Source organism: Curtobacterium phyllosphaerae, from assembly GCF_049341865.1.
GTDB lineage: Bacteria > Actinomycetota > Actinomycetes > Actinomycetales > Microbacteriaceae > Curtobacterium > Curtobacterium phyllosphaerae.
In genome coordinates this window covers 311,428-326,412 of the sequence record NZ_JBMPIU010000001.1, presented here as the reverse complement: position 1 = coordinate 326,412, position 14,985 = coordinate 311,428, and the positions used below count along the sequence as shown (strand labels likewise).

At 71.2% G+C, this 14,985-nt stretch carries 12 protein-coding genes; 5 read left to right on the top strand and 7 right to left on the bottom strand.

Going from position 1 to position 14,985, the window contains the following annotated elements; all coding sequences use genetic code 11:
• Window position 1 precedes the first annotated feature (1 nt).
• Together ACO0E0_RS01520 and ACO0E0_RS01515 are read right to left on the bottom strand one after the other, a co-directional pair.
• Window positions 2-1,423, bottom strand: a complete 1,422-nt coding sequence (locus ACO0E0_RS01520) for an aspartate aminotransferase family protein (protein ID WP_422869636.1) — start codon at window positions 1,421-1,423, stop codon at window positions 2-4.
• A gap of 2 nt (window positions 1,424-1,425) precedes the next feature.
• Window positions 1,426-1,896: an Lrp/AsnC family transcriptional regulator gene (locus ACO0E0_RS01515; RefSeq protein ID WP_422869635.1), complete on the bottom strand. Its 471-nt coding sequence runs from the start codon at window positions 1,894-1,896 to the stop codon at window positions 1,426-1,428.
• A 123-nt stretch (window positions 1,897-2,019) separates the two neighbouring features.
• Here ACO0E0_RS01515 and ACO0E0_RS01510 point away from each other — a divergent pair, with 123 nt between their 5' ends.
• Entirely contained in the window at window positions 2,020-3,447 is a 1,428-nt protein-coding gene (locus ACO0E0_RS01510; RefSeq protein ID WP_422869634.1) for an aminobutyraldehyde dehydrogenase, read from the top strand.
• Window positions 3,448-3,573: 126 nt separating this feature from the next.
• Here the strand turns inward: ACO0E0_RS01510 and ACO0E0_RS01505 are convergent, their stop codons facing one another.
• Window positions 3,574-3,966, bottom strand: coding sequence for a hypothetical protein (locus ACO0E0_RS01505; protein ID WP_422869633.1), 393 nt, complete (start codon window positions 3,964-3,966; stop codon window positions 3,574-3,576).
• Window positions 3,967-4,239: 273 nt separating this feature from the next.
• On the opposite strand from ACO0E0_RS01505, the gene ACO0E0_RS01500 reads away from it, so the two are divergent.
• From ACO0E0_RS01500 to ACO0E0_RS01485, 4 genes are read left to right on the top strand one after another with little or no spacing between them, the layout of a single operon-like run.
• Complete coding sequence (locus ACO0E0_RS01500) at window positions 4,240-5,505, top strand: ABC transporter ATP-binding protein (RefSeq protein ID WP_422869632.1); 1,266 nt, start codon at window positions 4,240-4,242, stop codon at window positions 5,503-5,505.
• Window positions 5,502-6,752: a polyamine ABC transporter substrate-binding protein gene (locus tag ACO0E0_RS01495; protein WP_422869631.1), complete on the top strand. Its 1,251-nt coding sequence runs from the start codon at window positions 5,502-5,504 to the stop codon at window positions 6,750-6,752. The genes ACO0E0_RS01500 and ACO0E0_RS01495 overlap by 4 nt, the downstream gene beginning before the upstream one ends.
• A complete protein-coding gene (locus ACO0E0_RS01490) occupies window positions 6,749-7,666 on the top strand; it encodes an ABC transporter permease (protein ID WP_422869630.1) in 918 nt (305 codons plus the stop codon). Before ACO0E0_RS01495 ends, ACO0E0_RS01490 begins: the two co-directional genes overlap by 4 nt.
• Window positions 7,663-8,571: an ABC transporter permease gene (locus ACO0E0_RS01485; protein WP_422869629.1), complete on the top strand. Its 909-nt coding sequence runs from the start codon at window positions 7,663-7,665 to the stop codon at window positions 8,569-8,571. The genes ACO0E0_RS01490 and ACO0E0_RS01485 overlap by 4 nt, the downstream gene beginning before the upstream one ends.
• Window positions 8,572-8,610: 39 nt before the next feature.
• Here the strand turns inward: ACO0E0_RS01485 and ACO0E0_RS01480 are convergent, their stop codons facing one another.
• The 4 genes from ACO0E0_RS01480 to ACO0E0_RS01465 form a co-directional block, all read right to left on the bottom strand.
• The gene (locus ACO0E0_RS01480) at window positions 8,611-11,715 is read right to left on the bottom strand and encodes an AAA family ATPase (RefSeq protein ID WP_422869628.1); all 3,105 of its coding nucleotides are present in this window, start codon (window positions 11,713-11,715) and stop codon (window positions 8,611-8,613) included.
• Complete coding sequence (locus ACO0E0_RS01475) at window positions 11,715-12,887, bottom strand: exonuclease SbcCD subunit D (protein WP_422869930.1); 1,173 nt, start codon at window positions 12,885-12,887, stop codon at window positions 11,715-11,717. The genes ACO0E0_RS01480 and ACO0E0_RS01475 overlap by 1 nt, the downstream gene beginning before the upstream one ends.
• A gap of 132 nt (window positions 12,888-13,019) precedes the next feature.
• Window positions 13,020-14,186: a signal peptidase I gene (locus ACO0E0_RS01470; protein WP_422869627.1), complete on the bottom strand. Its 1,167-nt coding sequence runs from the start codon at window positions 14,184-14,186 to the stop codon at window positions 13,020-13,022.
• A 39-nt stretch (window positions 14,187-14,225) separates the two neighbouring features.
• Window positions 14,226-14,825, bottom strand: a complete 600-nt coding sequence (locus tag ACO0E0_RS01465) for a hypothetical protein (RefSeq protein WP_422869626.1) — start codon at window positions 14,823-14,825, stop codon at window positions 14,226-14,228.
• Between the last annotated feature and the right edge of the window lie 160 nt (window positions 14,826-14,985).

Below are 14,985 nucleotides of genomic sequence, written 5' to 3'. Positions count from 1 at the left end.
GTCAGATCTTCGTCCAGGCCTCGGACAGGACGCTCCGCAGGATGCTCGTCATCTCGCGGAACTCCGCGGGGCCGACGGTGAGCGGCGGGGCGAGCTGCACGACGGGGTCGCCACGGTCGTCGGCCCGGCAGTACAGGCCCGCGTCGAAGAGCGCCTTCGACAGGAACCCCCGGAGCAGGCGCTCGGACTCGTCGTCGTCGAAGGTCGTCTTCGTCGCCTTGTCCTTGACGAGCTCGATGCCGTAGAAGTACCCGTCGCCGCGGACGTCGCCGACGATCGGCAGGTCGAGGAGCGTCTCCAACTCGGTCTTGAAGAGCGGGGCGTTCGTCCGCACGTTCTCGAGCAGGCCCTCCTCCTCGAAGATGTCGAGGTTCTCCATGGCCACGGCGGCGGACACCGGGTGCCCGCCGAACGTGTAGCCGTGGTAGAAGGTCGTGTCACCCGTGGCGAACGGCTCGAAGATCCGGTCGGAGATGATCGTCGCGCCGATCGGCGAGTACCCGCTCGTCATCGCCTTGGCGCACGTGATCATGTCCGGCACGAAGCCGTAGCGGTCGCACGCGAACATCTCGCCGACGCGGCCGAACGCGCAGATGACCTCGTCCGACACGAGCAGGACGTCGTGCTCGTCGCAGATCTCGCGGACGCGCTGGAAGTACCCGGGCGGCGGGGTGAACGCGCCGCCGGAGTTCTGCACCGGCTCGAGGAACACCGCCGCGACGGTCTCCGGGCCCTCGAACTCGATCATCTCGCGGATGCGCTCGGCGGCCCAGAGCCCGAACTGCTCCTCGGTCTCCCCCGCGAAGCCCATCTCGGCCGCGCGGTACCAGTTCGTGTTCGGCACGCGGAAGCCACCGGGCACGAGGGGCTCGAACGCCTTCTTCATGTCCGGGATGCCCGTGATCGCGAGCGCGCCCTGCGGGGTGCCGTGGTACGCGACCGCACGGGAGATGACCTTGTGCTTCATCGGCATGCCGCGGAGCTTCCAGTACTGCTTCGCGAGCTTGAACGCGGTCTCGACGGCCTCGCCACCGCCCGTGGAGAAGAACACCTTGTCGAGGTCGCCGGGAGCGTGGTCCGCCAGGCGGTCCGCGAGCTCGATCGCCGCGGGGTGCGCGTACGACCAGATCGGGAAGAAGCTCAGGGTCTCGGCCTGCTTGGCCGCCTGCTCGGCGAGCCGCTTCCGCCCGTGCCCCGCGGCGACGACGAACAGCCCCGCGAGGCCGTCGATGTACTCCTTGCCGTGGGAGTCGTAGACGTGGTGGCCCTCGCCGCGCACCATGATCGGCACCTCGGCGCCGGCCTGCACCCCGCCATGCCGGGCGAAGTGCATCCACAGGTGATCGCGCGCCTTCTGCTGGAGCGCGTCGTTGTCGACGGCGGCGAACGGGTCGTACGAGCCGAGACGGGTGGGCTGCTGCATCGTCATCTGGTTCCCCAGTCGTAGAGCTGTTTGCGGAGTTGGAGGTAGACGAACGTCTCGGTGGAGACGACGCCCGGGAGTGCGCGGATCTGGCTGTTGAGCAGTTCGATGAGGTCGTCGTCGCTCTCGCAGACGACCTCGATCATGATGTCGAAGCTGCCCGCGGTGAGGACCAGGTAGTCCACGGCCGGGAGCCGCTCCAGGGCGTCCGCGACGGTCCGGGTGTCGCCGCTGACCCGGATGCCGATCATCGCCTGACGGTTGAACCCGAGCTGCATCGGGTCCGTGACCGCGACGATCTGCATCACGCCGGTGTCGGTGAGCTTCTGGACGCGCTGCCGGACCGCCGCCTCGGACAGCCCGACCGCCCGGCCGATCTCGCCGTAGGAGCGTCGGCCGTCGGCCTGGAGCTGCTCGATGATGCGCTTCGAGATGTCGTCGAGCGGGCCGGGTCGCCGTGGTGCCACTGCCATGCCGGACAGCATGACAGGTGTTCGGGCACCGCTGCAAGGGAATCCGTTGCCATTCCAGCATCCGGCAACGGATTTCGTGGTCAGGGCTGCGTCCACGAAGCTCCTGGACCTAGGATCGCGGCCATGCGCACTCTCCAGAACTTCGTCGGCGGTGCTGCCGTCGCCGCCGACGCGTCGTCCGCCATCGACCTCATCGACCCCGCGACCGAGGAGGTGTACGCGTCCTCCCCCGTGTCGAGCGCCGCGGACGTCGACGCGGCCTACGGCGCGGCCGCCGCCGCGTTCCCCGCGTGGCGATCGGCCACGCCCGCCGAACGGCAGCTCGCGCTGTTCCGGATCGCCGACGCCATGGAGGCACGGGCCGAGGAGTTCGCAGACCTCGAATCCCAGGACACCGGCAAACCGCGGGGGTCACTCGTCGAGGACGAGATCCTCCTGTCGGTCGACCAGATCCGGTTCTTCGCCGGCGCCGCACGGAACCTCGAGGGCAAGTCCGCCGGCGAGTACATGGCGGACCACACCTCGTTCATCCGCCGTGAACCGATCGGCGTCGTCGGACAGGTCGCGCCGTGGAACTACCCGCTCAACATGGCCGTGTGGAAGGCCGCACCGGCGATCGCCGCGGGGAACACCACGGTGCTGAAGCCGTCCGACACCACCCCGCAGTCGACCCTCCTGCTCGCCGAGGTCGCCGCGGAGTTCCTGCCTGCCGGCGTGCTCAACGTCGTCGTCGGGGACCGCTCGACCGGCGCCGCGATGGTCGACCACCGGACGCCGCAGCTCGTGTCGATCACGGGCTCGGTGCGCGCCGGGATGGAGGTCGCGCGCGCGGCGAGTTCGGACCTCAAGCGCGTCCACCTGGAACTCGGCGGCAAGGCGCCGGTGATCGTGTTCGACGACGCGGACGTCGACGCCGCGGTCGAGGGCATCGTCGCCGCGGGGTTCTTCAACGCCGGCCAGGACTGCACCGCGGCCACGAGGCTGCTCGTCCAGGACGGCATCCACGACGAGTTCGTCGCGGCCCTGACGGCGTACGCCTCGACGAACGCGCGCACCGGTGCCCCGTCCGAGCCCGACGTCCTCTTCGGCCCGGTCAACAACGCTGCGCAGCTGTCGCGGGTCTCGTCGTTCATCGACTCGCTGCCGGACCACGCCGCGGTGCAGCTCGGCGGCCACCGGCAGGGCGACGTCGGCTACTTCCACGAGGCGACGATCGTCTCCGGGCTGCGGCAGGACGACCACGCCGTGCAGGAGGAGATCTTCGGGCCGGTCATCACGGTGCAGCGGTTCACGGACGAGGCCGAGGCGCTCCGGTGGGCGAACGGCGTCGAGTACGGGCTGGCGAGCTCGGTGTGGACGACGAACCACGGTCGCGCGATGCGGTTCGCGCGGGACCTCGACTTCGGGTGCGTGTGGATCAACACGCACATCCCGCTCGTCGCGGAGATGCCGCACGGCGGGTTCAAGCACTCCGGCTACGGCAAGGACCTGTCGGCCTACGGGTTCGAGGACTACACCCGCCTGAAGCACGTGATGTCCTACATCGGCTGACCCGGGCCACCCCGGGGCACCCGTCGGCGAGGGAGGGCTGCCGAGGATGCACGAACACGCAGTGCCGAGGGTTCGGCACTGCGTGTTCGTGCATTCTCACCGGGGCGGAACCGGCCGGAGCCGGGGTCAGCGGCGGGTGAAGTACCCGCGGGTGCCGACGAACATCAGGATGGTCGCGACGATCACCGCGACGGCGCCGATCCACCCGAAGGCGTTCCCACCGCTCGCAGCGCCGACGCCGACGCCGATGAGCTGGAAGATCGCGAGGACGAGCAGGACGATCCGGGCCCAGTTCCGGCCGTCGCGCATCTTGAAGACGACGATGAGCTCGAGGATCGCGATGATGAACGCGACGACGGCTCCGCCGACCGCGACGCCCACGTTGTCCTGCGCGGCCGCGCTGTTGCCGCTCAGGAGACCGATGATGCCGGAGATGATGTTCACCACCACCACCACGAACCAGATGATGAACGAGACGGTGACGGTGGTCGGACGACCGGATGCAGTGTTGCTGCTCATGCTGGAACCCCTTCGGCGCCGCTCCGGGCGAGCGGCCTGACACCGAACGTATTCCCAGTTTGCGTTCCGCGTTCGTTCAGGGTCATGTGCGACGTCACCCGGCGCCGAGCAGAGTCTCGATCATCGCGACGGATTCCGTTGCCCGGGCGTACATGCACGACTGATTCCGCGAACATCACGGTACGGGGGTTTCGATCTCGTCGCCTGGAGTGCCAGTATCGGGCAACCGAACGCGGAGCGCACCACCCGGTCCGCCGAACGAGGAGGACGAACGTGACTGGAGCAGGGACCTTCGCCGAGTCCGGCGCCGACCTCCGGCTCGAGGGGATCCGCAAGCAGTTCCCCGGCTCCGGCAGGACTGCCGCCTACACCGCGATCGAGGAGCTCGACCTGACGATCCCGGCCGGGTCGTTCTTCGCCCTGCTCGGCCCGTCCGGCTGCGGCAAGACCACGACGCTCCGACTCGTCGCCGGACTCGAGGGTCCGACGGCGGGCCGCATCCTCATCGGCGGCACCGACGTCACCGACACGAAGCCCTACCAGCGCCCGGTCAACACCGTGTTCCAGAGCTACGCGCTGTTCCCGCACATGTCGGTCCTCGACAACGTCGCCTTCGGTCTCCGACGCCGACGGATCAGCGACCCGATGGGCAAGGCCCGCGAGGCACTCGCGCTCGTCGAACTCGAACACGTGGCGAACCGACGCCCGGCGCAGCTCTCCGGCGGCATGCAGCAGCGGGTGGCCCTCGCGCGTGCCGTCGTGAACCGTCCGGCGCTCCTCCTGCTCGACGAGCCGCTCGGCGCGCTCGACCTCAAGCTCCGGCGGCAGATGCAGCTGGAACTCAAGTCGATCCAGGGCGAGGTGGGGCTGACGTTCCTGCACGTGACGCACGACCAGGAGGAGGCGATGACCATGGCCGACACGGTCGCCGTCATGAACCGGGGTCGGATCGAGCAGATGGGTGCCCCCGAGGAACTGTACGAACTGCCCCGCACCGCGTTCGTGGCGAACTTCCTCGGCCAGTCGAACCTGATCCCAGGCACCGTCCGCGGGGACGACGGCGACCTGCGCATCGTCGAGACCCCCGCCGGCAGCATCGGCATCCCCGCGGACCGCGCGGCAGCGGCCGGCCGCACGACCCCCGGGTCCGGGATCACCGTCGGCATCCGCCCGGAGAAGCTGCTGCTCTGGACCGAGGCCCCGTCCACGACCGCTGGCCGGAACGCACTCGGCCCCGGCCGAGTCGTCGACGTCGCGTTCTCCGGGGTCAGCACCCAGTACCTCGTCGCCGTCCCAGGCGTCGGCGAGGTCGTCGTGTTCGCCCAGAACCTGGCGTTCGGACCGGTGGTCCAGCAGGGCGCCGAGGTCTGGGTCACGTGGCAGGTCGAGCACGGGTTCGGCCTGGAGGCGCAACCCGGGCCCGGTACGGACGCGACCGTCCCGGAGCGCGCGGCCACGGACCTCCCGTCCGACACAGCCGTCACCGCGTCCGCCGAGCCGGCCGCGCGCGCCGACGCGACCGCGCGGGCCGTCGCGTGACCGACACGGCCCGTCCCCCAGGTCCCGGCGGGCAGCCGGACCTCGTCCGTGGGACGACCGAGGCCCGGCTGAGCCGGCGGCAGCTGTTCCGGGCCGGCGCCGCCGTCGGTGGGGCCGCCGCGATGGCGGCACTCCTCAGCGCCTGCAGCATCCAGGGCTCCGCCGCGTCGTTGGCCGAGCACCCTGTGGACTGGACCGCCTACTGGGCCGACGCGAAGCGGACGACGACGCTGAGCTTCGCGAACTGGCCGCTCTACATCGACTCCTCGCACGGCAAGTCGGAGTCGATCGCGCTGTTCGAGCAGGCGACCGGGATCCACGTCGACTACCAGCCCGTCATCCAGGACAACGCGAACTTCTACGCCACCGTGTCCCCGATCCTCCGCGCCCAGGGCGCCACCGGGTACGACATCGTCGTCATGACGAACGGGTGGGAGCTCACCGAGATGATCAAGAACGGGTTCGTCGCCGAACTCGACCACTCCCGGCTGCCGAACTTCGCGAAGTACGCGTCGCCGGCCGTCACGAGCCCGAACTACGACCCGGGCAACGCGCACTCCGTGGTGTGGCAGACCGGGTTCACCGGGATCGCCTACAACCCGAAGTACATCGACCGCGAGATCACTTCGTTCGAGGACCTGCTCGACCCGGCGTTCCGCGGTCGGATCGGCATGATGAGCGACAACACCGAACTCGGGAGCGCGGCGCTCCTGGCCATCGGAGCCGGCCCGTCGACGTCCACCCCGGCCGACTGGCGGAGGGCCCAGGCGTGGCTCCGCAAGCAGCGTCCGCTCGTGGCCGGATACTACGACCAGAGCTACATCAACCGGCTCGAGAACGGTGACACGTGGATCACGCAGGCCTGGTCCGGGGACGTGTTCCAGGCGCAGCAGTCCGGGTTCCCGCACCTGCGGTTCGTGACGCCGACGGAGGGGCAGATGACCTGGCACGACAACATGATGATCCCACGCCAGGCCGCGAACCCCCTCGCCGCCCTCGCCTGGATGGACTTCTCCTACACGCCGAAGATCGCCGGCATCATCGAGGACTACGTCAACTACGTCTGCCCGGTCCCCGACGCGCAGGACTACGTGCGGGACGAACTCGGCGACCCGACGGTCGCCGACAGCCCGCTCGTGTTCCCGTCCGAGGCGGTCCTCGCGGCGTCGCACGAGTTCCCGGTGTTCCGGAACTACGACCAGTACGCCGAGTGGAACGCGCTGTTCAACGCGGTGATCCAGTCATGACGGCCGCGACGGGGGTGGCCGGGACGGCGCCGGTGGTGCCGGGCCGGCGGCCGCGGCGTCGCGGCACGCCGTACCTGCTCGCCGTCGTCGGCGCGGCGTGGCTCGCCGTGTTCTTCGTCGTGCCGCTCGTCTCCGGGCTCATCGTGTCGCTGATGTCGGGCAACCCCGACGACGGCTACACGTTCACGTGGAACTGGGGGGTGTACTCGGCGCTGTTCGTCGACCCGCAGGTGCCGTACCTGACGTTCTTCCTGCGGTCCCTCTGGTACGGGGCCGCGGCGACCGCCATCACGATCATCGTCGGCTACCCGGTTGCCGCCTTCATCGCGTTCCGGGTGTCCGACCGCTGGAAGAGCCCGCTCCTCATGCTCGTGTTCGTGAGCTTCCTCGTCTCGTTCGTGATCCGGACCGACATGTGGGCGTTCGTGCTCGCCTCGCAGGGACCGGTGGTGTCGACGCTCCGCGCCCTGCACCTGGTGTCGAAGGACTTCCACATCCTCGGCACGTCCGGTGCGGTCGTGTTCGGCGACGCCTACAACGACCTGGCGTTCATGGTCCTGCCGATCTACGCGGCACTCGAACGGATCGATCCCCGGCTGTCCGAGGCGGCGTCGGACCTCTACGCGAACAAGGTCCGGGTCTTCTTCCACACGACGCTGCCGCTGTCGCGCCCCGGGATCTTCGCCGGGGTGCTCCTGGTGTTCATCGACACCGTCGGCGATCCGGTGAACGCATCGCTCCTCGGCGGCACGAACACCTACACGATCGGCCAGGCGATCCAGGACACCTACTCCGGCAACCAGCAGTACAACGTCGCGGCGGCCCTGTCGACGGTGCTCATGGTCGTGCTCGGCATCATCCTGTTCTTCTACGCCCGGGTCGCGGGCACCGACGACATCGAGGACCTCGTATGACCGCGACGGCCCCGCCCACGACCGCCGCCGTCGCGACGGCCGACGCGTCGAGCAGCGCACGGACGGGAGGCACGAGCCGCCCCGGCCCCGCCAGGCGCGGTCGCGGCGGGCGACGGTGGGTGCTCCCCCTGGTCTACTGGGTCGTCATCGGGATCACCCTCGTGCCGATCGTCTACATGGTGGTGTACTCGTTCAACGACGCGCCGACGAACCGGCTGACGTTCGCCTGGAACGGATTCACGACCTACTGGTACGCGAACCTGACGCAGGTCAGCGGGCTCGGATCCGCGTTCGGGACCTCCGTCGTCGTCGCGCTCGTCGCATCGGTGGTCTCCGTGGCGATCGGGCTGCCGCTCGCACTGTCGCTCGAGCGGTACCGGTGGTTCGGTCGGGGCGCGGTGTCGACGATGGTGTTCGCCGACATCGCCGCACCGTCGATCGTGGTCGGGTCGGCCTCGCTGTCGTTCTTCCTGTCGATCGGCGTCGGGACGGGCGTCCTGACGATCCTCATCGTGCACGTCGCGTTCGACGTCGCCTACGTGGTGGTCGTGCTCCGGGCACGGATCTCCGGCATGGGGCACGTGCTCGAGGAGGCGGCGAGCGACCTCGGGGCGACGCCGCTCCAGGCGTTCCGGCTCGTGACGCTGCCCCTGCTCGTCCCGGGCATGCTCGCCGCGGGGCTGCTGGCGCTCGCCATGAGCATTGACGACTACGTGATCACATCGTTCGTGGCCGGGCCCTCGGTGACGTTCCCGCTGTTCGTCTACGGCGCGGCGAAGGCCGGCATGCCGCCGCAGGTGCTGTGCTTCGGGACGCTCATCTTCGTGGTGGGGCTGGTCGTGGCGGTGCTCAACGGCCTGCTGAACCGGCGCTTCGCGCGGACGCGGGGGTCCCTCGACGGCTAGCTCGGCAGTCGTGTCCGGTCGGGCTCGGCCCGCGACCGGTCAGAGCGTCGTCGTGACGCGCGAGCCGCCGCCGGGGGTCCGGCGGACCTCGATGCGGTCCGGGATTCGCTGCTTGAGCTCCTCGACGTGGCTGACGATCCCCACCTGCCGGCCGCCCGCCGTGAGCTGCCCGAGCTGCCCGATCACGCCGTCGAGCGTCTCCGAGTCGAGTGTCCCGAAGCCCTCGTCCACGAACAGCGTCCCGAGCTCGACGCCGCCGGCCTCGGCCTGGACGACGTCCGCGAGGCCGAGCGCGAGACACAGCGACGTCGTGAAGGTCTCGCCGCCGGACAGGCTCTTCGGGTCGCGGCTCCGACCGGTCTCGTGGTCGAGGACCGCGAGCGCCAGGCCCGTCCGCCGAGCTCGCGAGGACGACTCCCGCTCGTCCGACGCCTGCAGGGTGAACCGGCCGCCGAGCATCGCCCCGAGTCGACTGTTCGCGGCGGCGACGACGTCCTCGAACCGACGCATGAGCACGTACGTCGCGAGGGTGATCCCCGTCGGGTTGACGCCCGGAGCCGCTGCGGCGATGTCGGCGAGGCGGACCACGGCGCGGCTCGCGGCGGAGGTCGACTCCCGGGCGGCGATCGACCGGGCGAGGTCGGAGGCCCGCGCGACGCTCTTGGCCGCCCGCTCGGCGGCCGTCGCCGCTGCTGCGGTGGTCCGTTCGAGGGACTCCGCGGCGACACGGTCGCGGTCCTCGACGCCGTCGTGGTCGATCTGGGCCAGGGTGTCGTCCGCCGCCGCGACGATCTCGGGCTCCTGCAGGACGGCTGCGACGACCGCGGACTCCCGGTCCGCCGCGGCGACGAGTTCCCGGAGTCGAGCACCGTCCGCCGGTCGGAGCGCTGCGGCCCGGGCGCCGTCGGCGTCGACGAACCCCTGCTCGGCGAGGGCGTCGGCGACCTCGATGGCCCGGCGTTCGAACTCGTGCTCCGCAGTCCGGGCGGCGGCGAGGACCTCGGCGACCGCCGTCAGCACGGCGGCATCGGCCTCGACGAGTTCGACGACGTGCGCGAGTGGCCGCACCGCGTCAGCACCGCTGGCAGCGGCGTCCGCGGCGTCGACAGCGGCCTCGGGGTCTCCGGCTCGGAGTCGCCGCAGCGTCTCGACGCACTCGCTGATCGCGCGGTCCTCGATCTCGATCGCGGCGCGCTCCGCCTGCAGGGTCGCGTCGGCCGCGGCGACCCGAGCGATGACGGCGGTCCGTTCGGACTCGAGCGCCGCGGACTGCCGGTCGAACGAGGACACGGCGGTGATCGCGGTCGCGTGCTCCGACTCGGCAGCCCGTGCCCGGTCGACCCGCATGCCCGCCCGTTCGATCTCGTCGAGCACCGACTGCGCGGTGGCGTCGCCGACGTCGATCGCGAGACGATCCCGGTCGCCGGAAGCGAGGGCGTGCTCCGTCGCCGCCAGTGCGAGGGCGACGTCCGCCGCCGCACGGGCGTCCGCTGCGGCGTCGACCGCGTCGGCGTCCGGATGGTCGTCGAGCGGGCGTGCGACCGCGGGGTGCTCGTGCGATCCGCACACCGGGCAGGCGTCGTCCGCGGCGAGCGCGGCTCCGAGTTCACCCGCGAGGCCGGCGGTCCGACGACGACGGAGGGCCGACTCGTGGTCGATCGCTGCTCGGGCCGCGTCCGCCGCCGCGGTCCGAGCGCGCTCCGCCAGGTCCAGACGCTCCCGTGCCGCGTCGAGTGCCACGATCCGTCGTGCCGCGGCCTGTGCGTCCGCGAGGGCCCGATCGGCCGGCGCCGCGTCGGCTGCGCCCGAGGCGAGCCGCTCCGCCGCCGCCACGAGTTCGCCGCGGTCGGCATCCCGCGACCCGAGCGTCCGGTCGAGCGCGGCACGGCGATCGCGGCCGTCCTGGAGTTCATCGGCGAGCCGCTCGGACGCTCGGAGCCGCTCGGTTCGTCGTCGTTCGGCGTCGACGAGGTGTCTCGCCCCGGACGCCGCGGATCGGAGGCCGTCGACCCGGTCGAGGAGCACAGCCGGGTCGACACCGTCGTGCCAGGACGCACCGGCAACCCCGGCCGACCCGCCGACGACGACCCGGTCGACCAACCGGCGTACCGAGGACCCGTGCTGCTCGAGGACCGCCGTCCGGGCGTCGTCGTGGCGGGTCGCGCTCGAACGCGCGGTGTCGAGGCCCACGAGCAGTGCGAGCACCCGCCCAGCACGTTCGGCATCGGCCAGTCGGGTCCTGGTCCGGGCGACGTCGTCCGTCGTCGCGGCGAGGGCGACCTGCCGGGCGACGAACTGATCGCGGCGGCGGAGGGCCGCCGAGCGACGGACGGCGTCGGCGAGTGCGTCGGCGCTCTGCGCACGGGCGACCACGGCATCGGCCCGCTGCTGCTCGGCGAGCGCGGACGCCGACTCGAGTCCCGCCACGATCGTGGCTGCGTCGGTCTCGGCGAGGTCGGCCGTCCCCGAGGCCTCCTCGAACCGACCGAGCGCGTCGGCGACCGCCCGCTCGGCCTGCTCCACCGACGCGACCGCGGCACGACGGCGGGCGGCGAGCTCGTCGGCGGTGCGGACGTAGACCTCGGTGCCGAACAACGACTGCAGGAGTTCGCGCCGGACCTCGCCCGGAGCACGGAGGAAGCGCGCGAACTCACCCTGCGGCAGGACGACGGTCTGGACGAACTGCGCGCGGTCGAGCCCGACGACGCGCGCGATCTCGGCGCCGATCTCCTGGGTCGTCTCGGACAGGGGTTCACCGACCGGGTCGTCGACCGCGGCGAGTCGCCAGAGTCGCGCGGACGCCTGCTGCTTGACCGTGCCGCTGCCGCGCTGCTTCGGCCGCTCGTACGCCGGCGTGCGTCGGACGCGGTGGATGCCCGCACCCGTCTCGAAGACGAGCTCGACGAAGGGTTCGGTGGCAGCATCCGCATGGTGGCTGTGCAGACGGTCCTTGCTCGTGCCGGCGGCGTCCCCCGCGAGGGATCCGTACAGCGCGAACACGACGGCGTCGATGATGGTGGACTTGCCCGAGCCGGTCGGGCCCTCGAGCAGGAACACCCCGGAAGCGCCGAGCTGCGCGACGTCGATGTCGACCCGGTCGGCGAACGGGCCGATCGCCTGGAGCGTCAGGTGATGGAGGTACATCAGCGCCCACCGCCGGACGTCGACTCCGCGAGCTGTGCCTGTGCCGACTCCGTGGCGTCACGGAGGATGTCGAGCTCGAGTCCGGACGGCGCACCGCCGGTGGCGTACGCGACGAAGTCGGCAGCGACCTCGACGGGGTCGGACGTCGCGGTGACCGCGGCCGCCAGGACGGTCCGACTGCCGCCGTCCGGCTCGTGCAGGATCGACAGCGCGTACGGGAACCGCTCCTTGACCCGGGCGTACATCCGGTCCGGGTGCACCGGATCGGTGACGGTGACGCGCACCCAGGCGTCCGCGTCGGCGTCGAACGCACCCTGCTCGATCGCGGCGAGACTGCCCCGGACGTCGGCGAGTCGCCGCGGGACCGGTGTCGGGACGAGCGCTGCCGTCACGGTGCCGTCCGCGGCGAGTTCGGTGATCGTGACCGACTTGTGCTGGTGCCGCTCACCGAACGAGAACGCGAGGGGTGATCCGGCGTACCGGATCCGATCGCCGTCGCCGACGCGCTGCGGGCCGTGCAGGTGTCCGAGCGCGACGAGGTCGACGCCGGCGAACACCGAGGCGGCGACCCGGTCGACGCCCCCGACCCGGATGTCCTGTTCGCTGTCGCTCGGCTCGGCTCCACCCACGAACGCGTGCGCCACGACGATGCTCCTGGTGCCCGGTCGGGCTGCGAGATCGGCGCGGACACGGTCCATCGCCGCACTCATCACCGCCTGGTGCGAGCGAGCCAGCGGCGCTGCCGGGTCGTCCGCGAGCGCGTGCCGGACCATGTCGGGTGCGAGGTACGGGATGCCGTAGACCGCGACGGGGCCGTCGGCGTCCGGGATGAGCACCGGTGTCCGGAGCGCGGCGACGTCCGCGAGGATCCGCACACGCTCGAGCATCACCCCCGCTCCGAACCCCAGCCGCACCGCGGAGTCGTGGTTGCCGGGGGTGATGACGACGGGAGCGAGTTCGGCCAGGCGGCGGAGGGCGTCGGAGAGCATCTGGACCGCGGGGACCGGGGGGATCGCGCGGTCGTAGACGTCCCCGGCGACGACGACGAGGTCGACCGCCCGGTCACGCACCGTGTCGACGAGGAAGTCGAGGAACGCCCGTTGGTGCTCGAGGAGGTCCGCGCCGAGCAGGGTCCGGCCGAGGTGCCAGTCCCCCGTGTGCAGGATCCGCACCGCACCACCCCCGTTCGACGAGGCCCGGACCTCCCGGACGACAGCAACGGTAGCTCGCACCGAGGACATCCCGAGTCGACCCGCCCGCCCTGTGGAGGGAACGGCTGGAGGTCCGTCCGTGCGGGAGTTCCGTCAGGAGCAGCGCGCCGTGGAGTTCGTCACGGTCACCGTGACCGTGGTCGACGACGTCGCCGTCCACGACGTCGTGAGGTTCGTCCGGACGGACAGCGTGTAGGTCCCCGACCCGGAGCCCGTGAGGTTGACCGACCGCGCCGTCCCCGCGACGTTCGAGACCGAGCTGCCGGCACTCAGGACGTCGAAGGACGCGGGTGTGTCGCTGCTGCCGTACGACCACCCGACGGTGACGCTCCTGTTCGTGTTCGTCGTGCACGTCAACGACGTCGGCGCGACGGCCGAGGTGGCGGCGAAGGAGGTGGTGGTCTTCGTCGTGCCCGAGAACGGTGCCGCGGAGGCCCTGCCCGGGAGCAGGAGGCCGGCGCCGGTGACGAGGAGCACCGCCGTGAGCGCGACTCCCGTCGTGCGGAGCCGCCGGGCGCGGCGCGTGCGCCGGACCTGGGCACGCGTCGCGACGGCCACGACGACGGACGGGAGGCTCGTCACGAGCGCGGGCCGCGCCTCCTGTCCGCCTCCGGTCGCGTCCGGGTCGGACGGGCCGGACCCACCCGATGGACCCACCGAGTCCAATGGATCAGACAGGTCGGACGGGTCGGACGGGTCGGACGGGTCGCGGCGCAGCGACGCGTCGACGGTGGCGAGCAGCGCGAGGCCGGCGAGCGCGACGACGAGGGCGACGAGCTTCTGCCACTCCCCCTCGCGGAGCCACACGATCGGCGTACCGACGTACGGCACCCGGATGAACGCGACCCCGTGGACCGCGCTCCGTACGATCGGCGTCGAGTCCGGCTGGGGGTTCGCGTCGCCCTTGGTGATGATCTGACCGTCCTCGCCGGCGGCGTGGAACCGGTGCAGCCGGAGCTCGCCCGGCATGTCCGGGTCGTCGTAGAGGATGACCTGACCGACGTGCAGGGACGTCTCCGCCACCGGCCGCGACACGACGACGTCCCCGGGGGTGAGCCTTGGTTCCATCGACCCGGTCATCACGGTCGTCGGGTGCCATCCGATGACGGCGGGCGCCGCGGCCCAGAGCGCCAGGCCGAGGATCGTCGCGATCACGCCACGAGCGAGGGTCCCGATGACGATCCGCGCCCAGTCGGCGACGTCCCGCATCGAGCTCGACGACGGCGATGCCGTGGGGAACTCGATGCGGGACGTGGTCATGACGGTCTCCTCGACGCGGGGTGGTCAGGTGGGGACGGCTCAGCTGTTCTGGGCCTCCCAGGTGAGGCCGAGGGCCGCGGTGCCGGCCTGCGCCGAGTTCGGCGCGGTCGAGGACACCGTGTAGGTGATCTGGTAGACGCGGGATTCCGACGCGGTGCCGGTCGGGGCCCAGGTGCCGAGGCCGTTGCTGTAGTTCGTGTACGTGGACGCGAAGTTCGCGAGCGTCCCGGTGAAGAGCGTGCCGCCGGTCGACAGCGGGGTGAAGCCGGAGCAGGAGCCGAAGCCGCCGCCGGTGCCCTGGTTCACCGTGACGTTGATGTAGGTGTTGAAGGCGTTCGTGGTGGCCGAGTTCGTCCCGTACAGCTTGACGGCCGACGCGAGCGAGCCGGTCGAGGTGACCGTGATGCAGTTCGAGCCGGTCGAACCGGGCTTGAGGCCGGTCGCGGCGAACATCGCGGTGTTCGAGTCGTCGTCGGTCAGCGCGACCGTGCCGGCGGTCCAGTTGTTCGTCGGGTTCACCGTGGTGGCCGAGAACGCCGAGTAGGACGCGGTGGAGACGACGACGCCGGACGCGATGAGCGCGGCGGGGATGGCGATCCAGGCGGCGAGCTTGGCGGCGCGGGGCGTGACACGGGGCATGACGGAACTCCTGACGAGAGGGGGTGGGTTGATGAGGATCGTGGGGCTGCTCGGGTGGCGGTCCAGATCGGCGCCGTGCGGCGAGAGCCGGTGTTGCTACGACGATCAAGTTACTTTTCGGTCGAGTTGCTCGCAAGACGTGCAACACCCCCACTGGTGG

Bases quoted from the DNA above. Each gene is read 5' to 3' on its own strand.
- ACO0E0_RS01520 (WP_422869636.1), bottom strand. From the start codon at position 1,423: ATGCAGCAGCCCACCCGTCTCGGCTCGTACGACCCGTTCGCCGCCGTC.
- ACO0E0_RS01515 (WP_422869635.1), bottom strand. From the start codon at position 1,896: ATGGCAGTGGCACCACGGCGACCCGGCCCGCTCGACGACATCTCGAAG.
- ACO0E0_RS01510 (WP_422869634.1), top strand. From the start codon at position 2,020: ATGCGCACTCTCCAGAACTTCGTCGGCGGTGCTGCCGTCGCCGCCGAC.
- ACO0E0_RS01505 (WP_422869633.1), bottom strand. From the start codon at position 3,966: ATGAGCAGCAACACTGCATCCGGTCGTCCGACCACCGTCACCGTCTCG.
- ACO0E0_RS01490 (WP_422869630.1), top strand. From the start codon at position 6,749: ATGACGGCCGCGACGGGGGTGGCCGGGACGGCGCCGGTGGTGCCGGGC.
- ACO0E0_RS01485 (WP_422869629.1), top strand. From the start codon at position 7,663: ATGACCGCGACGGCCCCGCCCACGACCGCCGCCGTCGCGACGGCCGAC.
- ACO0E0_RS01480 (WP_422869628.1), bottom strand. From the start codon at position 11,715: ATGTACCTCCATCACCTGACGCTCCAGGCGATCGGCCCGTTCGCCGAC.
- ACO0E0_RS01470 (WP_422869627.1), bottom strand. From the start codon at position 14,186: ATGACCACGTCCCGCATCGAGTTCCCCACGGCATCGCCGTCGTCGAGC.
- ACO0E0_RS01465 (WP_422869626.1), bottom strand. From the start codon at position 14,825: ATGCCCCGTGTCACGCCCCGCGCCGCCAAGCTCGCCGCCTGGATCGCC.